Origin of the sequence: Edaphobacter sp. (genome assembly GCF_035532915.1) — a bacterium.
GTDB lineage: Bacteria > Acidobacteriota > Terriglobia > Terriglobales > Acidobacteriaceae > Edaphobacter.
The window spans coordinates 1-23,174 of the sequence record NZ_DATKQC010000427.1 but is presented as its reverse complement, the minus strand read 5'-3'; the positions used below and the strand labels follow the sequence as shown (position 1 = coordinate 23,174).

General features: G+C 59.0%; 15 protein-coding genes and 1 pseudogene. 8 read left to right on the top strand and 8 right to left on the bottom strand.

The window, feature by feature from the left end:
- Nucleotides 1-26 precede the first annotated feature (26 nt).
- The 3 genes from VMU57_RS20075 to pncB all read right to left on the bottom strand — a co-directional run bounded on the left by VMU57_RS20075 (nucleotide 27) and on the right by pncB (nucleotide 3,448).
- Nucleotides 27-977 carry a DUF4238 domain-containing protein gene (locus VMU57_RS20075; RefSeq protein ID WP_325386682.1) on the bottom strand — a complete coding sequence of 317 codons (951 nt, stop codon included), beginning with the start codon at nucleotides 975-977 and terminating at the stop codon, nucleotides 27-29.
- 199 nt (nucleotides 978-1,176) lie between these two features.
- The gene (locus VMU57_RS20070) at nucleotides 1,177-2,109 is read right to left on the bottom strand and encodes a nuclease (protein WP_325386681.1); all 933 of its coding nucleotides are present in this window, start codon (nucleotides 2,107-2,109) and stop codon (nucleotides 1,177-1,179) included.
- A gap of 34 nt (nucleotides 2,110-2,143) precedes the next feature.
- The gene (pncB, locus tag VMU57_RS20065; protein ID WP_325386679.1) at nucleotides 2,144-3,448 is read right to left on the bottom strand and encodes a nicotinate phosphoribosyltransferase; all 1,305 of its coding nucleotides are present in this window, start codon (nucleotides 3,446-3,448) and stop codon (nucleotides 2,144-2,146) included.
- Between the two features lie 229 nt (nucleotides 3,449-3,677).
- Here pncB and VMU57_RS20060 point away from each other — a divergent pair, with 229 nt between their 5' ends.
- The 4 genes from VMU57_RS20060 to VMU57_RS20045 all read left to right on the top strand — a co-directional run bounded on the left by VMU57_RS20060 (nucleotide 3,678) and on the right by VMU57_RS20045 (nucleotide 7,387).
- On the top strand, nucleotides 3,678-4,745 hold the full coding sequence (locus VMU57_RS20060) for a 1,9-bis(guanidino)-5-aza-nonane synthase (protein ID WP_325386677.1): 1,068 nt from the start codon (nucleotides 3,678-3,680) through the stop codon (nucleotides 4,743-4,745).
- A 143-nt stretch (nucleotides 4,746-4,888) separates the two neighbouring features.
- Entirely contained in the window at nucleotides 4,889-6,595 is a 1,707-nt protein-coding gene (locus VMU57_RS20055; protein WP_325386675.1) for a response regulator, read from the top strand.
- Nucleotides 6,596-6,661: 66 nt separating this feature from the next.
- Nucleotides 6,662-7,048 carry a response regulator gene (locus VMU57_RS20050; protein WP_325386673.1) on the top strand — a complete coding sequence of 129 codons (387 nt, stop codon included), beginning with the start codon at nucleotides 6,662-6,664 and terminating at the stop codon, nucleotides 7,046-7,048.
- A gap of 21 nt (nucleotides 7,049-7,069) precedes the next feature.
- Nucleotides 7,070-7,387, top strand: coding sequence for an Hpt domain-containing protein (locus VMU57_RS20045; protein WP_325386671.1), 318 nt, complete (start codon nucleotides 7,070-7,072; stop codon nucleotides 7,385-7,387).
- A gap of 91 nt (nucleotides 7,388-7,478) precedes the next feature.
- Here the strand turns inward: VMU57_RS20045 and VMU57_RS20040 are convergent, their stop codons facing one another.
- The gene (locus tag VMU57_RS20040; protein WP_325386669.1) at nucleotides 7,479-9,473 is read right to left on the bottom strand and encodes a peptidylprolyl isomerase; all 1,995 of its coding nucleotides are present in this window, start codon (nucleotides 9,471-9,473) and stop codon (nucleotides 7,479-7,481) included.
- A 393-nt stretch (nucleotides 9,474-9,866) separates the two neighbouring features.
- On the opposite strand from VMU57_RS20040, the pseudogene VMU57_RS20035 reads away from it, so the two are divergent.
- From VMU57_RS20035 to VMU57_RS20025, 3 genes and pseudogenes are all read left to right on the top strand, one after another.
- Nucleotides 9,867-12,404 (top strand): annotated as a pseudogene (locus VMU57_RS20035) (DUF5107 domain-containing protein); the annotation flags it as partial.
- Between the two features lie 905 nt (nucleotides 12,405-13,309).
- Nucleotides 13,310-14,737 (top strand): sugar porter family MFS transporter, encoded by a 1,428-nt coding sequence (locus tag VMU57_RS20030; protein ID WP_325386665.1) that lies wholly within the window; start codon nucleotides 13,310-13,312, stop codon nucleotides 14,735-14,737.
- A gap of 77 nt (nucleotides 14,738-14,814) precedes the next feature.
- Entirely contained in the window at nucleotides 14,815-15,909 is a 1,095-nt protein-coding gene (locus tag VMU57_RS20025) for a LacI family DNA-binding transcriptional regulator (RefSeq protein ID WP_325386663.1), read from the top strand.
- A gap of 54 nt (nucleotides 15,910-15,963) precedes the next feature.
- On the opposite strand, the gene VMU57_RS20020 is transcribed toward VMU57_RS20025, so the two are convergent.
- The 4 genes from VMU57_RS20020 to VMU57_RS20005 are packed head-to-tail and all read right to left on the bottom strand — an operon-like array spanning nucleotide 15,964 to nucleotide 22,441.
- Complete coding sequence (locus tag VMU57_RS20020; RefSeq protein ID WP_325386661.1) at nucleotides 15,964-17,586, bottom strand: ABC transporter substrate-binding protein; 1,623 nt, start codon at nucleotides 17,584-17,586, stop codon at nucleotides 15,964-15,966.
- A complete protein-coding gene (locus tag VMU57_RS20015) occupies nucleotides 17,583-18,770 on the bottom strand; it encodes an anhydro-N-acetylmuramic acid kinase (protein WP_325386659.1) in 1,188 nt (395 codons plus the stop codon). The genes VMU57_RS20020 and VMU57_RS20015 overlap by 4 nt, the downstream gene beginning before the upstream one ends.
- Before the next feature lie 2 nt (nucleotides 18,771-18,772).
- Nucleotides 18,773-21,628 (bottom strand): DNA mismatch repair protein MutS, encoded by a 2,856-nt coding sequence (mutS, locus tag VMU57_RS20010; protein WP_325386657.1) that lies wholly within the window; start codon nucleotides 21,626-21,628, stop codon nucleotides 18,773-18,775.
- 42 nt (nucleotides 21,629-21,670) lie between these two features.
- On the bottom strand, nucleotides 21,671-22,441 hold the full coding sequence (locus VMU57_RS20005) for a glutaminyl-peptide cyclotransferase (RefSeq protein WP_325386655.1): 771 nt from the start codon (nucleotides 22,439-22,441) through the stop codon (nucleotides 21,671-21,673).
- A gap of 197 nt (nucleotides 22,442-22,638) precedes the next feature.
- On the opposite strand from VMU57_RS20005, the gene VMU57_RS20000 reads away from it, so the two are divergent.
- A partial coding sequence (locus VMU57_RS20000) for a TylF/MycF/NovP-related O-methyltransferase (RefSeq protein ID WP_325386653.1) occupies nucleotides 22,639-23,174 on the top strand: 536 nt, incomplete at its 3' end.

The window sequence follows — 23,174 nt, the reverse complement described above, 5'->3', positions numbered from 1 at the left end:
ATATGCAACCACATTCAACCGGACGACTACTCGAAAAACTGAATCACATCGTCTCGTTGATTTGCGATCTTCTTTGCATGAGCGTCCTGTAATTCACGCTGAATATACTCGGCATCGAAAGGTGCATAGACAAACCGGGCGGCCTGTCGGACAAGAAACCGGTTGAGTTTTTCTACCTGATTACTTGGTAGCTGCACCTCAGCCGGACCGGATGAATATGTTCCAGCTAGGCAATATTCTCGACTAAGCGGAAAACGCATTTCGAATGATCGAAAGCCTCGTGGCAAGAGCGGCATGGTCGCGGGGTCATGAACTGCCACCGGGCAGTCAGAAGTTACGAAAAATGCATCATTTGCGTGGAGCAGTAATAGGCGCATATTCATAAATCGCTGCTGGAACAACATCATCATTTCAGCCATCATTCGTAACGACCAGCCTCTATTAGTCTGCACCGCGCGGACTTTTCCGCCGCTCAGCTTCCGTATGGACTCCTCTGGGTCCATTCGTTTTCCCGTTGTTTTCTCCATTTCAGCGCAAAATTCGGCGTGGCGCACGGGGTCGTTCACGAGATCACGCATCTGTTGAACGGACTGATCGATGGCGGCTTGGTCGATGTGCTTCTTTCCTGTTGGCGTTCTAACCAGCGACATCGCCACGTAGCCTGTGAGCGTGAGCCGGTCCCGTAGCGTTCTCGGCAACACACCGGCCTGTGCCGCCTTCACGACATCGCCTGATGCCGACTCGAGATCAGCAAGAAACCTCTCACCGAGAAAACTACGTTCTCCGGACTCATCCTCATGGCAGTAGAAATAGTTTTCGACCGCACATTCCTTTGGAACCTGGCGGCGAGGAGCATGGTTTGCCGAATGGACCCACAGAACGGCCGAGCCGGTCTTTTCGTGTGTAACAGGATCGCAGAAGGCTTCGAGGTATTTTTGCTGAACGAAGTGCTGCGCCTTTGGTTTGTCTCCCGGCATAGAGTTAGCTTACTGCTACAGCTACCGAAGTCTCGAAAAAGTAGCCATTCAAGCTCTTAAAATCGGCTGCCCGTACTGCGTTTTCGTTATCTCCAGCCCCTCAATGGCGTTGCCAATAGCTGATCTATGCATCTCGTGGGCAGATCACTACCGAAAAGTCGGAATATCGTCAGCTTTAGAGTTCTATATCTTCTCCACCCTACCCATGAAACTCCTGCACCGGATCAGCACTCCGCAACCAGGCCGTATAGATCATGTCGCGCAACTCAATCGCTCCCGCCGCCAGCCGCTCCTCGGTAAACGCCTTCCCCTCCGGAGTTCCCGCGCCGTCAAACCCGCCCGCCTTATCGATCTGATACGTCTTCTCCACCAGCGAGTTCGTATGCCGCAGATAGATCATGTAGTCGTCCCACTCATCCCCCAGCGCCTTGGTCTGCGCAGCCGCGATCAGCGGAGCCACATCGCCCGGCTTCACATTCGCCGACACAAACGTGCTCTCGAACTTCGAATGAATATGGTGCTCCGTCGTATACCCATTCGGATTCGGTCCGGTCCAGCCGTTGTACTGAATCGTCGTATGCAGCGGCATCGACCCGTCCCCGACATAGTGCCCCAGCCAAGCCGCATAGAAGACAATCGCCAGCTCAGCCGGTTTCGTATCTTCATTTTTAGCAACGAGTTCCCGATACTCCCTGAATCCAACCTTGAGCCTCTGGTAGACCTCTTCCACCTGCCAAGGCTGCATCCCCACCTTCTCCGGCGTCAACGGTAGATTCGGATGCTCTCGCTGCAGCTTGGCCAGATCGCGGATAAAGTCATAGCGCCGCCTCGGCAGCGTCCCGATCATGTCGGCCCGTTCGAGATCGATGAAGTGGTCGGGAGCCTGCACCGCATCCAACTCGCTCTCGGCACGGTTCCGCCACCGGTCCGGCTCCGGCCCCAGGTAGCTCATCGCATCGAGCGCCCCACCATCCCGCAGAAACGCCGGAACATCGTGCGGCAGGTTCGCCGCCGCCAGCCGATTAATCATCGAGTGCCCGTCAGCCCCCCACCCAAACGAAGGCTGCACCGTCACCAAAGGAACCATCGCCGCAGCCACAAACACCCGAGCCCAACCACCAAACTTAAACATGCCCGCAGTATATCCGGGCATCAAGAAAGGGGCATCAAACCACCACCCCAGCCCCCTCCACCGCCGCACTCCCAAACACCCGCCGATACCGTGCAATCTCCTCGGCAGGCCCGGTCGACTTATGCGAGTTATCGCTCAACTTCACCGCCGGCTTCCCTTCCACCGTCATCAGCTTGCAGACCAGACTGATGGGCTCCAGCGTATCCTCCCCCCGCGGATGGCACCCGCGAAAATCATTCGTCAACAAAGTCCCCCAGCCAGCACTGAACCGAATCCGCCCACGAAAATATCCATCCAACCGAACAATGTCCTCCGCATCCAGAGCATCCGAAGCAATCAGCCTCTTCGCCCGAGCATCCCTGCCCCGCCGCATCAGCCACGCAATATATTCGTCCCCGGCCGCCATCGGATCTTTGCTGTCCACCCTCTGCCCCGTCCAGTCCGCCACCCAATCGGGAGCGCCCTCTAAAAACTGCGTCGTCCCAAACGTATCCGGCAGCATCACCAGCAGCGCGCCGCCATAACTCTGCTGCCAAAGCTCCAGCACTTTGTACTGCGAAGCCCGCAGTTCCTCATCGGTCACCGCCATCGCAGCCAGAGCCATCGGTAACTCATGCGCATTCGTCCCTATGGCCTCAAGATCGTGCTTGTAGGCCAGCGCCGTATTCGAAGTACCCTTCAGCCGCGTCCCCAAACCCGCGCCCAGCGCCTGCACCGCATACTCCTGCCACAAAAAACTATGCCGCCGCCGCGTGCCAAAGTCCGACAACTCCAGGTCGTCCACCCCACGCAGCAGTTCAATTTTGTCCCACAGCCGCGTCTTCGCCCGAGCATATAAAACATCCAACTCCAGTTCGCTCAACTCCGCCAGCGCCGACCGCGTCTTCAACTCGCTCACGATCGCCAGCGCATAGATCTCCCACATCGTCACCTCGGTCCAAAGCCCGCTGAACCGAAGCACTAGCTGCCCCTCGTGCTCCATCACCTCGTAGTCGCTCAGCCTGAAGTCCCGCTCCAGCCACTCCAGAAACTTCGGCTCAAAGATGCTCCGCGTGCCGTAGAAGGTATTACCGGCCAGCCAGACCATCTCGCTCCTGCGAAACCGCAGCCCGCGCACGTGCTCCATCTGTTCGATCAGCGCCGCCGCCTCCACGCGCTCGGCCAGCTTCACCGAAACCGTCCGGTTTACCACCTCGCTGGTCACGTGTACCTGGGGAAAATTCTTCCAGATGAACTGCAGCATCAGCAGCTTATAAAAGTCCGTATCCAGCAGCGACCGCACAATCGGGTCCAGCTTCCAGTTATGGTTATGCGCCCGCTCGGCAAAATTAACATCCATACCACCAGTCTCGCCTCCGCCTCGGCAAGACGCAAACTCTAATTTCACTCCCACAGTCAGCAAGGAATGAGCCATCAATTTACGAGCTGTCATTCTGAGCGAAGCGAAGAACCCCCGCATTCTGCCCGCAGCCCCAATCCCCTCCCAGGAAAAGCCCTTCACCACCAACCAGAAATTAACACCGCAAACCCGGCCCCCGGCACCACAGCTTGGTATCCTAATAACTGCCATGCCAACGAAAAAAGAACTTCTCGCCCGCCCTATTCAGCACATCGACATCAAGCAGCACAACGTCGTAGCCCTCGTCGACGCCATGCAGTCGATGGCCTACAGCTCGCGTGACACCGCCCGCGCCGCCACCATCTACGACATGATGCTCCGCGACACCGATTGCGGCGTCGTCCTCTGCCTCGCCGGTTCGCTCATCTCCGCCGGTCTGCAGAAGGTCATCATCGATCTCGTCCGCAACAACATGGTCGATGCTATCGTCTCCACCGGGGCCAACATCGTCGATCAGGACTTCTTCGAGGCCCTCGGCTTCAACCACTACATCGCCGGGGACGAGTACAAGTACGGCGCAGGCGACGCCGATCTCCGCGAGATGGCCATCGACCGCATCTACGACACCTTCATCGACGAAGACGAGCTGCGCATCTGCGACGAGACCATCCACCAGATCACCAACTCGCTCGAACACCGCCCCTACAGCTCGCGCGAATTCATCCGCGAGATGGGCGCCTACCTCGTGAAGAACGGCAAGACCCCGAAGGACGGCGGACGCGACTCCATCGTCCTCGCCGCCTACGAGAAGAACGTGCCCATCTTCTGCCCCGCCTTCTCCGACTGCTCCGCCGGTTTCGGCCTCGTCGCCCACCAGCACGCGCGCCAGGGCAAGCCCATGGTCTCGCTCGACAGCGCCAAGGACTTCTACGAGCTGACCCAGCTCAAGATCGCCAATCCGACCACAGGATTGCTGATGATCGGCGGCGGCGTTCCCAAGAACTTCGCCCAGGACATCGTCGTCGCGGCCGACGTGCTTGGCGTGGAAGCATCGATGCACAAGTATGCGATCCAGATCACAGTGGCGGATGCCCGCGACGGCGCTCTGTCGGGCAGCACCCTTAAGGAAGCCAGCAGCTGGGGCAAAGTCGACCTGACCTACGAGCAGATGGTCTTCTCCGAAGCCACCATGGCCCTGCCGCTGATCGCGGGTTACGCCTTCCACAAGAACGCGCAGGCCGCTCGCAAAGGCAAGCAATGGGCCACCGTGCTAGCTCAAGTCCCGGTAGGCGCATAACTTATCTCTCAACTCGTTGAAAATGGCGTCCTTCAAAAGGACGTCATTTTTTGATGTCAATCAAGATTCCTTGCATCCAACAGTCATTGCCCATGCGTTACTATTACGCTGCTGGAAGAGTTACCCTGTAGTTATCGGCCAAAATGCATACGCTTCTCATTGTCGGCTATCTTCTGCTCCTTGGTATCGTTGGGCTGCTCCTGTTCTTTCTTCTACGCTCGCGGCGCAGCCTCCGGGACGTCTCCACGCAACTGACTCAGGCGCGTGAGCAGCAGCATCAACACAATCAACAACTCACCGAACGCTCGCAACTGGACACCCTCAAGGACGAGTTCATCTCGACCGTCTCGCACGAGCTGCGCACCCCGCTCACCAGCATTCGCGGCGCGCTCGGCCTGCTTTCGTCGGGGGTCATCGGCGACGTCGATGCCAAGGCGCAGAACCTGCTTCGCATCGCCGTCACCAATACTGATCGGCTGATCCGGCTGATTAACGACATCCTCGATATCGAGCGCATGGAATCCGGCCGCGCCCCCCTGCAGGTCCGCCGCTGCTCCATGCGCGAGCTCTGCAAGCAGGCCATTGAGACCATGAAGCCCATGGCCGACTCCAACACGGTTCACCTGGAGATGATCCCTGCGACCAGCGGGCCGAATGGTCATGCGGAAGGCCTCTTCTTCGACGGAGACTCCGACCGCATCCTCCAGGTCCTGACCAACCTTCTTTCGAACGCGATCAAGTTTTCTCCCACAGCCTCGACCATCCGCGTCCACACGGAAGCAACCTCCGACTCCATCCTGCTCAAGATCTCCGACGAAGGCCGCGGCATTCCCAGCGAGAAGCTCGACAGTATCTTCGACCGCTTCCAGCAGGTCGAGCCCTCGGACGCCCGCCAGAAAGGCGGCACAGGCCTTGGACTCTCCATCTGCCGCAGCATCGTCCAGCAGCACAGCGGCTCGATCTGGGCACAGCGCAACCTCGGACCGGGAACGACCTTCTACGTCATGCTTCCGCGGGTCACGCGGGCGAGCGATATTACGCACCACCCTGCCTCGACACCGGTCGCCGCCAACAACGGTTCCATCCTTATCTGCGACGACGATCCCGGCATCCGCACCATCGTCTCGGAGCACCTTCAACGCCAGGGCTACACCGTCATCGAAGCCAACTCGGGACAGCAGGCGCTCGCGCTCGCTGCCGAAAACCAGGTTGAAGCGATCCTGCTCGATCTCTACATGCCCGGCCTGAGCGGCTGGGAGACGCTTCAGCACCTGCGCAACACGCCAGCGACGGCCCACATTCCCGTGGTCGTGCTCAGCGTGCTCTCTCCCACCCTTCGTCCGCAGTTTACCGGCGATGCGCAGGGATGGGTGCAGAAGCCTTTCAACGAGAAACTGCTCTTCGCCGAGCTGGGCCGCGTTCTGCACCATGGCGACGGCCCGGCCAACGTTCTTCTGGTCGAAGACGACTGCGACCTTGCCAACGTGGTTCTTGCCAGCTTCCAGAATGCAGCCATCCACATCGACCATGCGGCGACTCGCCAGCAGGCGATCGATCAGTGTATCGACTTTCCTCCCGACCTTCTAATCCTTGACCTCACACTTCCAGACGGCGACGGCTTCAGCCTGGTGGACTGGCTGCGGCAACAGCCGAAGCTGCGGTCTCTTCCGCTGGTCGTCTACTCCGGGCGCGAGGTCTCCGACGGCGAGATGGCGAAGCTGCGACTGGGGCCGACCGAGTTTCTGACCAAGGCACGAATTCAGCCGCAGGAGGTAGAAGAACTGGTGATCTCAATGGTGCAGCGTCTCCGCTCCCGATTCAACGACATGGCTCCCGTCGGCAAAGAGTAGTCGAACCTCCGCGAAAATCCTCAGGCATCCCATTCTCCAGCAGAGCATGAGAGAATAGGCACGCTTATGAAACGCGTTCTAATCATTGACGATGAAGAGGATATTCGCGAAGTCGCCGCACTCGCTCTTGAAGCCACGGCAGGCTGGACGATCTTTACCGCCGGTTCCGGCGCCGAAGGAATTGCGACAGCCACGAGAGAACAGCCGGATGCGATCCTGATGGACGTGATGATGCCCGGAGTTGATGGCCCGACTACCTTTCGGACCATGCAGCAAAACCCTCTTGTCGCCCACATCCCCGTCCTTCTGCTCACGGCGAAGGTTCAGGGAGTCGACCAGCGCCGCTTCGCCAGCCTTGGAGTGGCCGCCGTGCTCTTCAAGCCCTTCGATCCCATGACCCTGGCGAGCCAGATCTCCGAAGCCCTGGGATGGAAAGAAGAACCATCAGCCTGATCGTGTTCCCCCACTCCGCTCATGACTCCGAACGATGAATCGAAGATCGATGCCTTGCTCGCAGACCTTTGGGAACGCGGTCTTCCGTTGCTTCGCGAACGGCTCAATCTCCTGGATCGCGCGGCAGCCGCAGCGGATACGGGAGATCTTAGCGAAGGCCTCCGCGTCGAGGCAGCTGGAATCGCGCACAAGTTCGCCGGCTCCCTGGGCATGTTGGGCTACGACCGCGGCACCGAGATCGCCCGTCGGATCGAGCAGATACTTTCCGCCTCTCCGGCTGTTTCAAGCCGACTCGGCGAGTTAGTGCGCGAGTTACGCGAGACGCTGCGGATCCACTAGGTTTGTTGCAGATAATTCAGGCTGGCAGTCCAAAGACCTTTTTATTGCACAAAAAAGAGCCCGGCTGATTGCCGGGCCCCTCTCTATTTATTTATAACTGCGGAGCATTGTTGCCCGCAGGAGTTGAACCCGGTGTAGATGGCTGTTTCGAGTAGCGCACTGCCCCGCCCTTCTCGTACTTCTCCATCAGGCTGCCCATGTAGACGCGGAAGATCTCGTCCTGCCGCTCTCCCAGCAACTGGGCCCGCGTCTTGTCGAAGTTCTTCGCGATGTCGTCTGCAGTCGGTTCCTGCTTGTCGAGTACGGTGAGCACGACGCCTACCCTGCCAGCGTTGATCGGGCCGGAGATTGCTCCCTTGGCAAGCGAGAAGGCGACTGCGCCGGGACCGCTCATCGCGCCCAGATCAGGCACCTGGCCGTCCTTGCTGACAAAGTCGCTGGTCTTCACCGGGATGTTCATCTCTGCGGCTGCCTTCTTCAGATCGTTCAGAACCTTTGCGCGATCGTCCAGCTTGTTGAGTTGCGTGGCCAGCAACTGGGGCAACTGCTGTTCCCGGAAGTCATCAAGAATATGCGACTTGTAGGTTGCGAAGTCGGGAGCGTGGGCTGCCTTCACATCTTCCACCTGGAAGATTGCAAAGCCGTTGCCGGTCGCAACCGCCGCCGGAGCCGCACCCTTGGCGGCCGAAAAGGCCTGAGCCAGCAACGCGGTGCCATCGGAGAGGCCGGGCACAACGCCGTCCTTCGCGATGTAATCGGTCGTGACCACATGCAGGCCCTTGGCGGCAGCAGCCTTATCCAGGCCGTTCGCCTTTGCGTCAGCCGACAATTGCGCTGCGAAGGTCTGCTCAGCCGCGCCGGCCTTCTGCTGCTCGAGCACGGGAACGATCTCCGGCTTTACCTCTGCGAGGGGGCGCTCATGGGCGGTCTTCTTATCTTCGACCTGCAGGATGTGATAGCCGAACTGCGTCTTGATGACATCGGAGGTTTGTCCGGGAGCCAGCGAGAACGCCGTCTTGTCGAACTCGGGAACGGTCTTGCCACGGTCGAGCCAGCCCAGTTCGCCGCCCTGGTCCTTGCTGCCGGGGTCGTCGGAGTTTTTCTTGGCGAGATCGGCGAAGTTGCCGCCGCTCTTGATCTGCTTGAGCAGGTCGTCCGCCTTCGCCTTGGCTGCGGCATCTGTCTTGGCATCGGCACCCTGTGCGACGGCAATCAGAATGTGCCGAACCTTGACCTGGTCCTGCACCTTGTACTCGTCCTGGTGCTGGTTGTAATAGGCCTGAACCTCGGCATCGGAGATCTGCGGCTTGCCGCCGGGCAGGTTCGATGCGTCAAAGGCAACGTACTCGATCTTGCGCGTCTCGGGAACCGCGGTAGCGTAGCGCGCCTGGTTCGACTTGAAGAACGCTTGCAGCTCTGCGTCGCTCGGGTTGATGGTCTTGCCGAGATCGTCGCTCGAGATCACCGCGTAATCGAACTTGACCTTGGTTCCCTGCACCTGGTAAGCCTCGCGAACGGCGGCGTCGGATACCGTTACACCACCGGTAATCAGGGCCTGCAGACGGGTGAGCTCCATGTCGCTCTTCACCTTGGCCTCGAAGTCGCTGCGGCTGGTCTCGAAGTTGCTCTGCACGAAGTTCATGTAGCCGTCGTCGCCAATGTACTGCCCGTTCGGGAAGAGGTACTGGGCGAAAGGCCCGGTCCGCAACTCGTTACGGAGATCTTCATCGCTGACCTGAAGCTTCATGTTGTCGGCTTCGCGCTTGAGGATGGCGCGCTGCACCAGCACCTGGCCGGCGCGCTGCGTCATGTACGGCATCAGGAAATCGGGGAGATGCTGCTGCTGCAACTGCCGCTGCGCCAGTTGGTCGACATCCGTCTCCTTGATGGGGACGCTTTCGCCTACGAATCTGCCAAGGACCCCAGGGCCGCGAACCGTCGCATAGGTGCCGTTCGGTCCGGCGCTGTCAGTATTGTCGAAGATGCCCGGAACCAGGGTGATGACCATGGTGACGCAAGCCACGGTAATAATGACGGCAAAGATAATCTTGATGAGGCGGTTGTCCTGCTGCAGAATGCGAATCATGCTGGATGAAAGACCTTCACTTCGCGCGTCCCCGCCCTTCTTTTGGAAAGACGACCGCGTGCCCGGGATTTTGCGTGGCATAGTGAAACGTCGGTCGACGCCACCGTGCCATTTGCAGGGCAAGCTACAAGTATAAATCAGCCGGGGTCGGAGTTCGTCGGAGGGCCATCGGGATATTTTTTGAACCCTATCTATATATAGATATATAGAGCTGCGAGATATATGGGGTGATCTGCTGCCATTCAGAGCCATCGACAAATCCGGCTAACTCCCATTTTCCTGGTTATGATTTGACAGCAACAAACACACTCTCTAAAGTCCTCTTACGGTAACGTACACGCTAGGTAGCCAATTCCATTCTTATTGATTCGTCGGACTCTGGCGTTGAAGCTGATGCAGGACGAACTTTTGCCGCAAGGAAATCACATGATGCACGATGGAATCGACGAGAGGAAGAGGCAGGAAGAGGTTTTGCCTGACTCAAAGCTGGAACTGCCCGAGGCTCCCGCCTCGGAGCGGGGCGCGGTCAAGGCGTGGGAGCAGCCCGTGACCATGCTCACCTATCACCCGGCCGCGCCCGATCCCAATCCGCTCTTTCTCGAGAAGCGGGTGTACCAGGGCAGCAGTGGACGCATCTATCCCCTGCCGGTGACGGACTGCATCGAGACGGAGGCGCGGCCTCGCGACTGGCGCGCTGCGCACATCGAGAACGAGTTCCTGCGCGTGATGGTTTTGCCTGAACTGGGGGGAAGGATTCACGTCGGCCTCGACAAGCGTAACGGATACGATTTTTTCTACAGGCAAAATGTGATCAAGCCGGCGCTCGTTGGACTGGCCGGGCCGTGGGCATCGGGCGGCGTCGAATTCAACTGGCCGCAGCACCACCGGCCTGCAACTTACATGCCGGTTGAGATCGCTATTGAACGCGAACCGGATGGCGCGGTGACGATCTGGTGCAGCGATCACGATCCGATGGAGCGGATGAAGGGCATGCATGGGATCTGCCTGCGCCCCGGCAAGGCTGTGCTGGAACTCAAGGTTCGGCTGTACAACCGCACGCTGCAGACGCAGACCTTTCTGTGGTGGGCCAATGTTGCCACCCACGTTCATGAGCGATACCAATCATTTTTTCCGCACGATGTTCGCTTTGCTGCCGACCACGCCAAGCGCGCCATCACCGAATATCCGCTCTGCCAGGGCGTCTACTACGGCGTGAACTATGGCGAGCGGGCGCGATGCGGTGTTCCTGCGGAGGAGAAGCCTGCCAACTTCGTTCCCGATGGCTCCTATGCTCCGAACGACCTTGGCTGGTATGCGAATATTCCCGTTCCCACGAGCTACATGATTGTGGGATCGAAGGGCGATTTTTCCGGCGGGTACGATCACAAGCGCGGCGCGGGCACGGTGGCCTACGCCAATCATCACATTGCCCCCGGCAAGAAGCAGTGGACGTGGGGCAACCAGGAATTCGGTTACGCTTGGGACCGTAGCCTCACGGATAGCGATGGCCCTTATGTAGAGCTGATGTCCGGTGTCTACACCGACAACCAGCCGGACTTCTCATTTCTCGCACCAGGGGAGACCAAGACGTTCAGCCAGTTCTGGTATCCGATCGGAGCCATCGGCGTTCCCGATACCGCGAACCTTGACGCGGCGCTTCGTTTCGAACGAACCGGCTCGTTGGTTCACGTTCATCTACAGGCTACGCGGGCACTCCCAGGCAGCGCTGTTCGGCTGCGTCTTAAGGGCAAAGAGATAGGGCTTTGGCAGGGCGATCTCGACCCACTGGCACGATTGCACTACAGCGTGGACATAAAGAGCGCCGAAGAGGATTTGGAAGTCACGCTGGAGCAGGGTGATGAAATTCTTCTGCGTTATGCTCCGGCAGAGATCGCTCCGATCCCTGAGCCCGCAGTGGCGACAGAGCCAGCACTGCCAGGGGATGTCGCATCGAGCGATGAACTTTTTCTTAATGGCTTGCATCTGGAACAGTATCGGCATCCAACCCGTTCTCCTGAAGATTACTGGCGCGAAGCGCTACGGCGGGATGCGGGCGATAGTCGATGCAATCATGCGCTGGGTCGCTGGCATCTGCGACGCGGCGAGTTCAGTAAGGCCGAAGAGTTTTTGCGCGCCGCGATTGCGCGGCTCACAATCCGCAATCCGAACCCATACGATGGCGAGCCTCACTACAATCTGGGGCTCGCGTTGCTCTATCAAGAGCGCATCGCAGAGGCATACGACGCCTTCTATAAGAGCACATGGAACGCGGCCTGGCGCGGGCCTGCCTATCATCGTCTCGCCGAGATCGATTGCAGTCGCCGCGATTGGAGAACTGCGCTCGATCACCTCGACCGTTCTCTGCGTGCCGAAGCGGATAACCTGAATGCACGCAATTTGAAGTCAGTCGTGCTGCGCAAACTTGGCCGCGACGATGACGCAATTGCACTGCTCAAGGCAACGCACGCTTTAGATCCCCTCGACATCTTCAATCAATGGTTGATGCACGATGCACTTCCGCCGCAGAACCAGCAAAGGCTCGATCTTGGCTTCGATCTGCTTCGCGCCGGTCTGCTCGACGATGCACAGCGTGTCCTGTCTTCCGCACCGTCTCCCAAAGACGATGGCGCCGCTTCCCTTCTGCTCTATGCGCTGGCCGAAGTGCTGCATCGTTTGGGCCGCGTCGCCGAGAGCGCCGAGACCTGTCAGCGTGCGTCGCAAGCTGATCCAGCGTACGTCTTTCCCAGCCGACTTGAAGAGATGGTGCTTTTGCAGAAGGCCATCGACAGAAATCCCAATGACGCCCGCGCACCTTACTATCTGGCGAATTTTCTTTATGATCGCCGTCGTCACGAAGAGGCCATCGCCCTATGGGAGCGCGCAACGAAGTTGGATTCGGCCTTTCCTACCGCATGGCGCAATCTCGGCTTCGGTTATTACAACGTATTGCATGATTCCGCGCGTGCACTCGAGGCCTTTGAACACTCACGCAGTCTCGCACCTCAAGATGCGCGCATTCTGTACGAACAGGACCAGCTTTTAAAGCGGACTGGCGAGTCTGTCGAACGTAGACTCGCGAAGCTCGAGGCCGAACCTGAACTGGTCGGGCGTCGCGATAATCTCTCGGTCGAGTTTGCCACGCTTTACAACGATACCGGTGCTCCCGAAAAGGCATTGAAGGTCCTGCATTCGCGATATTTTCAGCCATGGGAGGGCGGCGAAGGCCTTGTGCTCTCAGAGTATGTCCGGGCCAATCTTCTACTTGCGGTTCGCTGCCTGCAAGCAAAAGAGACAGATCAGGCGCTTGAGTATCTGCATGCCGCGGGAAGTCCTCCGCCCAATCTTAATGAGGCGCGACATCTGCTGATGAACATGAGCCGCATCGATTACTGGCTCGGCATGGCTTATGCGGATCTGAACGATACCGTCCGGGCCACTGCGCACTGGCAACGCGCTGCACGCGCCCAGGGAGACTTCCAGCAGATGCGGGTGCAGGCCGTTTCGGACACGACATACTGGAGCGCGATGGCGCTTCGCCGCCTTGACCGGGAGGATGAAGCGAAGACATTGTTCCAACGCATCCTCGACCACGCATGCGCGCTCGAACAGCAGACGCCCACTATCGATTACTTCGCTACATCGCTCCCCGCGACGCTGCTCTTCGATGAGGATCTCTCGAAGCGCCAGGGTATGACGGCGCACTTTCTGAAGGCACAGGCCCTGCTCGGGATGGGAGACGAGCAGACGGGACTCGATCTTCTTTCGCAGGTCCATGCGATGAACAACAGCCACTCGGGCGTGATCGACCTGCTCAAGAGTTATGGAAGGTAATCGCAATGCATGGACCTATTCTCGCGGACGCATCGCTTTCTACGAGCAGCAAAGCCGAAGCAACCTGGTACGTCTGGGGGATTGCCGTAGCTGCGGCCCTCGGTGGGTTGCTCTTCGGTTATGACTGGGTCGTGATCGGAGGAGCGCGTGAGTTCTACGAAGTTTACTTTCATCTCACCTCCGCCGCGCTGGTAGGCTGGGCGAATAGCTGTGCTCTTCTCGGTTGTCTGTTGGGATCCGTCGCCGCTGGCTCTTTTGCGGATCGGTATGGCCGACGCCGCGTTCTTCTGATCTCGGCGGTACTCTTTGCGGTCTCATCGATCTTCACTGGATGGGCACACTCTTTTACCGGCTTCATCACCTGGCGAATCCTCGGCGGAACAGCCATTGGCCTTAGCTCCAATGTCTCGCCGCTCTATATCGCCGAGATTAGCCCCGCCGCCATTCGCGGCCGTCTGGTCAGTCTTAACCAGTTCGCAATCGTCATCGGTATTCTTCTGGCCCAGGTGGTCAACTGGCGTATCGCACGGCCCGTCGCCACAGGCCTTACAACTGCCGCCCTCTTTCATAGCTGGAACGTTCAGCTAGGCTGGCGATGGATGTTCATCGCTGTCGCGATTCCCGCCGTCATCTTTACCGTCACATCGATCTTTATTCCGGAGAGTCCGCGCTGGCTGCTTACACGGGGACGCGATGGAGATGCGCACAACGTGCTTCGACAGATAGGCGGCGGAGCTTATGCCTCCGCGGAGATCGCAAATATAAAAGGCTCGCTGGCCGCGGACGAATCTGCTGGTTCCTCATGGCGGGAGATCTTTCGGCCAAACCTGCGGCGCATTGTGTTGATCGGCATTGCGCTCGCAGTGCTGCAGCAGTGGACCGGCATCAATATTCTGTTCAACTACGCCGCCGAGGTCTACCGAAGTGCCGGTTACGGAGCAAACGACATCTTTCTCAATATCGTTATTACGGGAGCCATCAATCTGGTCTTCACCATTCTGGCCATGCTCCTGGTCGACCGCGTTGGGCGGCGGCCGATGATGATCTTCGGCTGTATCGGCATCGGTGTCTCCCACCTGCTGTGTGCGTGGGCCTATCGTGCAGGATGGCCTGCCGGCGCTGTGCTGGTGCTTACCCTGAGCGCAATCGCCTGCTACGCGCTCACACTCGCTCCTGTGACCTGGGTACTCATCTCAGAGATCTTCCCCAACCGGGTACGCTCGCACGGCGTCTCCGTTGCCGTGAGCGCGCTTTGGATCGCATCGTTTCTGCTCACCTATTCGTTCCCCTTTCTCAATCGCAGCGTCGGAGCCGGCGGCACCTTTCTGGGCTACGGGATCATCTGCCTTGCAGGTTGCGTGTTCGTCGCCTTCACGGTTCCTGAGACGAAAGGACGCTCGCTCGAGCAGATCGAATCCAGTATTGCCGCATAGAGCGATCAGGTTCTGGATCACCAATCGGGCGAGACAATTTAGAGCGAAGCACAGACCATGTCGCACAGGGAGACGAGATGCTGGACGGAGCAGGCAACGCTGGGATCAAAGACATCGCAAAGGCGCTGAAAGTTTCCATTGGGACCGTGGACCGCGCGCTGCACAGACGCGCGGGTATCAGCGAAGCTACCAAAGCCCGTGTTTTACAGATGGCCGACCAATTGGGATATAAGCCCAATCTTGCGGCGCAGGCGCTCAAGCTGAATCGTCGCTTGTCGATTGGTGTGGTGCTTCCGAAACACATCTCGCACTTCTTCGATCCTCTGCGTGCGGGCATTCGCGCCGCGGCTAACAACTTGGTTGGAATGCAGATCAATCTGGAGTTCCACGAGTATCCGCGTATTGGCTCGGGAGACGCGGAAGCGATTGAAAGCGCATTGCGCCAGCGCTACGACGGAATGATTTTTCTTCCCGGCGACACTCGGAAGTTTGATCCGCTGATTCGCAAGCTCTCGCGGAGCGGCACGGCGATGATGTGCGTGGGGAGCGATGCACCCAATACCGAGCGCGTCGGTTCGGTGGCCGTTCATGCTTACATCAGCGGAGCGGTGGCAGCCGAACTGCTCGCCCATAAGCTTACCCACAGAGCGAATGTCGCCGTCTTCAGCGGAGAATTGTTCACGCTGGACCATGCCGAAAAACTCCGAGGCTTTGCCGCGACACTTGCGGTGCAGGCGCCGCACCTGACGCTATTGCCCGCACTCGAAAGCCACGAGCGCCCCAGGGACGCTTACCGGCAAGCAATGGCGCTGATGCAGGACGAAGGGTGCCCCGAGGGACTTTACATTAGCACGGCGAACAGCATGCCGGTCTTAAAGGCACTCGAAGAACTCGACCTGCTGGGAAAAACCCAGGTCGTCACAACCGACCTCTTTCAGCAACTGATTCCACTCCTTGAAGTCGGCAAGATCGTCGCCACCATGTATCAGCGGCCATACACGCAGGGCAAGATCGCCTTCGAAAATCTCGTTGCCTATCTGATGAAAGAGACGACTTCGCATACGGCGGTGCGACTTCCGCCGCACGTCGTCTTCCGTAGCAATCTTCCGCTTTTTTCCAGTCACGTCCTCGATACCGATGACGAGTTAGAAATGGAAGCGTACGACATCTAGCGAGCCATGTCGATGTGTAGATGGGCTAAGAGGTACCTTCTCTTATCCACTCCGCTATCGCACCCAGGCGTCGCGTAAAAACTCGAAGCTGCCCGAGCCGCGCTGCTGAATACCGCCGATCCTGCGCGTGTGGACGACTTCGTTGTTCGGATACCAGAGCGGAATTGACGGCAGATCTTCTGCAAGGATCTGTTGTACTTCAATGTAGTCCGCTCTTCGCTGTTGCTGGTCCGTCCCGGCTGCGGCAGCATTCAACAACGCGTCCAGCTTCGGGTTGGAGTAGCGTCCGCGATTGCCTCCCCGCGGCGGAAAGCTCTCCGTTGCGTACGCATAGTGAAAGATGTCCGGGTCTTCGTTGCTGTCGATCCATTTGAGCGCGTACATCTGAAAGGCGCCGCGCGTCACATCGGAGTAGAAAGTTCCAAACTCCGCCGAGCGTATGTTCAGGCGGATTCCCGCCGCGCGCATCTGCTGTTGCAGCACCACCGCCATCAGGCGTGTCGACTCGTCGGTGCTCGTCTTCAGCGTAATCGTCAAGCGCACTCCGTCCTTGCCTGCATGGAAGCCTGCCTCCTCGAGCAACTGCTGCGCGCGTGCAACATCATGCGGATACTGCGCCATCTCCGATTCGCTTGCCGCCGCCCAGTGCCCGATCGGCAGCAAGGTATTCGCGACCCGCGCCTGATCGCGCCACAGGTCGCGCACGATGGCCTGTCGGTCGATGGCGCAGGCCACCGCCTGTCGCACGCGTCTGTCCTTCAGCAGAGGATCGGTCACGTTGAATGTCAGATAGAACGCCTGCGATCCCAACCCCGTTTCCACCGCCAGGTTTGGGTCACGGCGAAGTTGGTGGACCATGTCCAGAGTAAGCACGTTGCTGGCTAAATCAGCCGAACCCTTCTGCAACTCAAGCGCACTGGTGATCGCATCGGGAACAACCTCGAACCGCACCTGCTCGATCCTGTGCGCTCCCGCGGGAGGAGGCTGAGAGGGCATCCAGTAGTGCGGGTTGCGTTTCAAGATCACGTCCCTGTCCTGCACCGCGCTCACAAACTCAAACGGGCCGGTTCCGACGGGGTGCAGGCCAAAGTCTCTTCCCGCGCCCTTCGGCACCACGCCGAAGAGGCCGTCACTCATGTTGAAGAGCAGTCCTTCGTCAGGGCGCTTCATGTGCACCACCACCGTCAGCCGATCGCGCGCCTCAGCCTTCAGCACCGAGGCGAAGTTCCCGCTCTTCCCTGTCACCAATGTCCCGTCGATCAGGCTATTGATGGTGTACGCCACGTCATCCGCGGTCAGCGGCTTGCCGTTTTGAAAAAATACGCCATCGCGCAGATGAAAGATCCAGGTCAAGGCATCGGGCTGCTCCCAACTGGTGGCCAGCCAGGGACGCAGGTTGTAGTGCTCATCCTTGCGCACCAGGGCGTCGAAGATCAGGCTGCCAAGCCGCGCCGACTGCGCATCCGTTCCCTGCCGCAGATCGAGATTGTTAGGGCTGCTCTCGATAATCATCACTACGGTTCCGGGAGCTTCTTTCTGCCCATGGCACCCGGCCAACCCAATGCAAGCCACCAACATCAACCAGCCAACAAACCGGGTGCCCCATGTCCCGATTCTGGGACATGGGTTTTCGCTCGAAGCACGAACCGCATTCCTCAGCCCAATCGCATCGCTCATACGAGCGTGACCTTCCCCAACACCACACCTCTCGCAGCACCCGTAGCACTCGCAACATTTCCCGGCAGCCCAAACCACGTCAGCCATGCCAGCAGAGCGAACGCCACCGCCTCCTTGGCCTGCGCCGGAACTCCCAGTTCCTCCATCAAGCGCACATTCACTCCGAGCGGCTGTAACCGCTCGCGGAGCATCGCCATTAGCGAGGCATTTTTGGCGCCTCCACCTGCGACGACAAACTCCGTCTTTGCCAGCGGAGCCCGTGTCCCCAGATGCGCCCAGACGAACCTTTGATAGCCGCGCAATACCGACTCCGCTGTTAAAGCGGTCGCCGTCGCAACGATATCCGCATCGCTCGCTCCCGCCTTACGGCACAGCGAGATAAAGCGTGAAACGAAGTCGGCTCCGAACTGTTCGCGCCCACAGCTCTTGGGCGGTGAAGCTGAGAAATACTTCTCGCCTGATATCAACTCCACTACAGAGGAAATCACACTTCCTTGTCGCGCCACTGCACCGCCGCGATCAAACGCCTTTCCATATAGCTGCTGCATACAAGCATCGATCACCATATTTCCCGGCCCTGTATCGAACGCCATCACGCCATCAACGCCAGCCCCCGCCGGAATCGCCGTGAGGTTCCCGATGCCGCCAAGGTTCTGCAATACCCGGCTCACCTTCGCCGACCGAAACATTACGTAGTCGAGCATCGGCACCAGAGGCGCGCCCTGTCCTCCCGCTGCCATATCTGCCGGACGAAAATCGCTCACCACCGGCACACGCAGGCGCTCGGCAATCACGCTGGCCTCGCCCGTCTGCCAGGTGCAGCGCACGTCGTCGCCTAAATATTTCGCAGCCGCCGACTGGTGATAAATCGTCTGCCCATGGCATCCCACCAAAGCAATTTTCACGCCAAACTTCGCCGCCGCCTTCTCCACGCAGTCGGCATAAATCTCACCCAGCCTCCAGTTCAGCCGCGAAAGATCCGCCACCGAAGCCGCCTTCGCATCCATCGCCGCAAGCACGGCTGCTCTCACCGCCTTGGAATACTTGAACCCCACATGACCAAGCAACTTCACCCGAGGCGCATCTTCCTCATTTCGCGCGGGAGAAATTCTGCACAGCGCGACGTCCACTCCATCCGCCGAAGTCCCGCTCATCACGCCCGCTACCACCATCGCCTTCGGCATCGTCATCCCTTCAGCTCTCGCTGCAACTCCGCCAGCAGATTCAGCGCCTCGCGTGGAGTCAGCCCGTCCACATCCACTTCGCCCAGCCTGTCCACAATCTTCTGCGACAGCGGCGTAAACATCGTCATCTGCATCTGCGGCGTCGATGAACCGGCCTCGCGAACCTGCTGCGTCTCCGCCCGCTCATGCACCTTCAACACCTCACGCGCCCGCGAAATTACTACCGCAGGCAAACCGGCCAGCCGTGCTACCTCGATACCGTAGCTCTTACTCGCAGCGCCAGCCTCGACCGTGTGCAGAAACACAATTCCCGAAGGCGTCTCCTTCACCGTCACACGCAGGTTCGTTAGCCGCGCCAGCCGCTCCGCCAGCAGCGTCAGCTCATGATAGTGCGTGGCAAACAGCGTGCGCGCACCGATGCGATCGTGCAGATGCTCCACCGTAGCCCACGCCAGCGAAAGCCCATCATAGGTCGCCGTCCCGCGACCCATCTCGTCGAGCAGCACCAGGCTGCGGTTCGTCGCCGTGTTCAGAATCGCAGCGGTCTCCGTCATCTCCACCATGAAGGTCGAACGGCCACGCGCCACGTTGTCGCTCGCGCCTATGCGCGTATAGATGCGGTCGACGAGGCCCACCCTCATGCGCTCCGCCGGAACGAAACACCCGCACTGCGCCATCACCACCAGCAGGGCCGCCTGCCGCAGATAGGTACTCTTGCCGCCCATGTTCGGTCCGGTAATCAGCAACACCGCAGGCCCCGCGTCCGCGTCGAGATGCACCGAGTTCGGCACGAACCTTCCGCCGCCACTCTCTTCCAGCCGCCGCTCTACTACGGGATGCCGCGCTCCTATGAACTCGAGCACGCCGCTGGCATCAACATCAGGCCGCGTCCATCCGCGTAGTGCAGCGAGGTGCGCGAAACATCCCAGCATATCGATCTCCGCCACCCGCCGCGCCGTGTCGCGCATTCGCTTGGCAGCATCAAGCAACTGCCGCCGCAGCTCCGCAAACAACCTGCGCTCAATCTCGCCGCTGCGCTCCTGCGCGGTCAGAATCTTAGTCTCGTACTCCTTCAACTCGGGAGTAGTAAATCGTTCCGCATTTACCAGCGTCTGCTTGCGTTCGTAATCCGCGGGAACCGCCTTCGCATTCGCCTTGGTCACTTCAAGGTAGTAGCCAAAGACCGAGTTGAAGCGAACCTTCAGCGAGCCAATCCCCGTGCGCTGCCGCTCGCGCTCCTCGATCGCCACCAGCGCCTGCCGTCCGCTGCGAGACAGCTCGCGCAGCTCATCCAGCTCCGCATCGACGCCCGCGCGAATCACGCCGCCATCGGCCAGCGACACGGGAGGCTCATCCGCGATGGTGCGTACGATCATCTCGTGCAGGTCTTCCATCGCGTCGAACGCTGAACCGGCAACAAAGCCGGGGACCCCATGTTCCGATTCCGGGACATGGGTTTCCGCAGCAGCGACTCCACTCAGCTTCCGCCATAGCCCAGCCTCGAACAAATTCACCACAGCGACAATTCCCGGCAAACAACCTAGCGTTCCCGCCAGCGCCATCACCTCTCGCGGCCCGGCAGAATCGAGCGCAACCCGTCCCAGCAGCCGCTCCAGGTCGAGCACGCCGTTCATCGACCGTCGCAGCTCTTCGCGTTTGCGCAGGTCAGACGTCGCCTCGCCCACTGCTTCAAGCCGTGCCTTGATCTCCGACAACTCACTCGAAGGCCGCAGCAGCGTAGACCGCAACAAGCGCCTACCCATCGGCGTGCAACAAGCATCGAGCGTATAGAACAAGGTCGTCTGCGATGACTCGCCAGAAAACAGCGGCTCCACAAGTTCAAGATTTCTTACGCTCACCGCATCGAGTTCAAGACATGTAGACCGCTCATAAAATCGCAGGACATCCACATGCTCCAACCCACCCTGCTTGGTCGCTCGCATGTAATGCAGCAGCGCACCCGCCGCGACAGCCGCCGTCTCATGCCCTCCCAATCCCATCCCATCGAGCGAATGCACGCGAAGATGATTGCGCAGCAGCGGCACCGCATAGTCGGCAGTAAAGACCCAATCCTCGAGCGAAGTCTTCGTCCGAATCGCATCCAGGCCTGCCGAACTATCCTCATCTTTAGAACCGAGTGTCCCACGTCCCGCATCTGGAAGGTGGTCTTTCGCATCGCCATTACTTCCCGCGCGATCGCGCGAGACTTTATCATCGGTGGATTCGCGGAAAACTTTGTCATCCTTCGCGAAGCGGAGGACCTGCTTGTCTCCCGCCAGCCCGGCCAACCCACCCTGCGCATACAACAACTCCACCGGCCTTACACGCCCCAGTTCATCCGCCGCCAGCGCCCACCCATCCGCCCCCGAAAACTCCGTTGCGCGAAACTCGCCCGTCGAAAGATCCAGGAGTGCCAACCCTACACATTTATCGAGCACAACCACGCTGGCCAGATAATTACTCTGCTCCGCGCCCAGCGCAGGATCGACCGCCGTCCCCGGCGTCAGCACCCGCGTCACCTCGCGGCGAACAATCGTCTTGGTCAGCTTGGGGTCTTCGATCTGCTCGCAGACAGCGATGCGATAGCCCTTGCGCAGCAGCCGCTGAAAATAACCCTCCGCCGCATGGTAAGGAACACCGCACATCGGCTGCTTCTTCTCTTTGTCGCGGGCCGTCAGCGTCAGTTGAAGCTCACGCGAGGCGGTGATCGCGTCTTCGTAAAAGAGCTCATAGAAGTCACCGATGCGACAGAACATCAGGCAGTCGGGATACTGCTCCTTCGCCGTGAAGTACTGCCGCATCACCGGCGTCAACGCCGCTGTATCCCCCATCAAATTGCTTGTCGCTTCATTCGTCATCGTTGTTATCGCAGAACCGTCAGGATATCGCACACGGCATCGTTATCTCTCTGAATCCGCCACACCCCTCACAAGCCTGATCTCAAACAGCTTCGGCCAGAGCTTTCCGGTCACGAACAGGCGGTCGTTCTTCTGATCGTAGGCGATGCCGTTGAGCACCGCATTCCCGTCTCGCGGCTCGCTCCCCAGCAGCCCGCTCAGGTCGATCCACGCAATCACCCCGCCCGTCTCCGGCGAGATGCGCGCAATCCGGTCGGTCTGCCACACGTTCGCGTAGATCTCGCCGTGGATGTACTCCAGCTCGTTCAACTCCTTGACCGGCCTTCCCCCATCCGATACCGCAAGCGTCCGCACCACCTTAAACGTCACCGGATCGAGAAACTGCAGCACAGGCGAGCCATCGCTCATAATCAGGTCTTTGCTATCGTGCGTCAGCCCCCAGCCTTCACCTTTATATTTAAAAGTCCTGACCAGCCGCATACTGAAGCGGTCGTAGACAAATCCACGATGCGCCAACCACGTCAGCTCGATCAGGTTGCCGCCCCAATCCGTCAGCCCTTCGCCAAAATATCTGTCAGGCACCTTCACCGACTGCAGCACCCGCCCTGTAACCAGGTCCACCGTCCGCACCGAAGACCGCCCCTTCAGCCCGGTTCCCTCGTAGAGCATCCCGTCGACCATCACCAGCCCCTGCGTGAAGGCCGAGCTGTCGTGCGGATAGGTATGGACCACGCGATAGCCCTCTGTCGGAGCGCTCAGCCTGGCCGCAACTCCTTGAACGGCATCGGTCAGCAACAGGAGCAAAGCAAGCACAGGTAGATGTCCCCTCCGCGCCAGTCTAACTATCCGGGAGTTTGAAATATGCTCTCCTGCGCCGCCTGAAGTAACTTATAGTTTAGCCATTATCAGGGACAACCTAAGGCTCAAACCGATTCCGACATCCGCCAAGATCAGAACGGGCCTTTCTCTATCCTCCATCTCCCTCAAAACGCAAGTGATAAACTTCGGCAATGCCAAATGAACTTGGACCTATCAAGACACCGTTGCGGATCGCGGCAAGAAAACTCTCTAAGCTCATCCGGGCCCGTAGACCCATGCGTTTTCCTACTTACCCGCAGCATGTGGTTGAGCGGATCGAGAAGTATCATGACGACGTTCGCTACTCAACGATTGCATTAGCGATCCAGAGGCTTGAGGAGCAACGTATCGAAGGCGCATTTGCTGAAATCGGTGTATATCAAGGTGCAACCAGTTCCTTTATCCACCAGCAGGCTCCCGCCCGGCACTTTTATCTCTTCGATACGTTTGAGGGCTTTCCCAAGGACGATCTTGAAATTCAAGAGGACGGAAGATTTAAAGATACCTCGCAGGAATCCGTGGCCCGGTTCCTCGGTTCCTCCGAAAATCTTGAGTTTAGAAAAGGGTACTTCCCTCAAACGGCGATCGGTCTTGAAGAAGAAAAGTTCGCCTTCGTCATGCTTGACGTAGACCTTTACCGCCCCGCACTGGAGATATTTCAATTCTTTTATCCCCGCATGGTTCGAGG

Coding starts and splice junctions, on each gene's coding strand:
- VMU57_RS20030 (WP_325386665.1), top strand. CDS start 13,310: ATGCATGGACCTATTCTCGCGGACGCATCGCTTTCTACGAGCAGCAAA.
- VMU57_RS20070 (WP_325386681.1), bottom strand. CDS start 2,109: ATGTTTAAGTTTGGTGGTTGGGCTCGGGTGTTTGTGGCTGCGGCGATG.
- pncB (WP_325386679.1), bottom strand. CDS start 3,448: ATGGATGTTAATTTTGCCGAGCGGGCGCATAACCATAACTGGAAGCTG.
- VMU57_RS20025 (WP_325386663.1), top strand. CDS start 14,815: ATGCTGGACGGAGCAGGCAACGCTGGGATCAAAGACATCGCAAAGGCG.
- VMU57_RS20075 (WP_325386682.1), bottom strand. CDS start 977: ATGCCGGGAGACAAACCAAAGGCGCAGCACTTCGTTCAGCAAAAATAC.
- VMU57_RS20050 (WP_325386673.1), top strand. CDS start 6,662: ATGAAACGCGTTCTAATCATTGACGATGAAGAGGATATTCGCGAAGTC.
- VMU57_RS20060 (WP_325386677.1), top strand. CDS start 3,678: ATGCCAACGAAAAAAGAACTTCTCGCCCGCCCTATTCAGCACATCGAC.
- VMU57_RS20055 (WP_325386675.1), top strand. CDS start 4,889: ATGCATACGCTTCTCATTGTCGGCTATCTTCTGCTCCTTGGTATCGTT.
- VMU57_RS20040 (WP_325386669.1), bottom strand. CDS start 9,473: ATGATTCGCATTCTGCAGCAGGACAACCGCCTCATCAAGATTATCTTT.
- VMU57_RS20015 (WP_325386659.1), bottom strand. CDS start 18,770: ATGCCGAAGGCGATGGTGGTAGCGGGCGTGATGAGCGGGACTTCGGCG.
- VMU57_RS20045 (WP_325386671.1), top strand. CDS start 7,070: ATGACTCCGAACGATGAATCGAAGATCGATGCCTTGCTCGCAGACCTT.
- VMU57_RS20020 (WP_325386661.1), bottom strand. CDS start 17,586: ATGAGCGATGCGATTGGGCTGAGGAATGCGGTTCGTGCTTCGAGCGAA.
- mutS (WP_325386657.1), bottom strand. CDS start 21,628: ATGACGAATGAAGCGACAAGCAATTTGATGGGGGATACAGCGGCGTTG.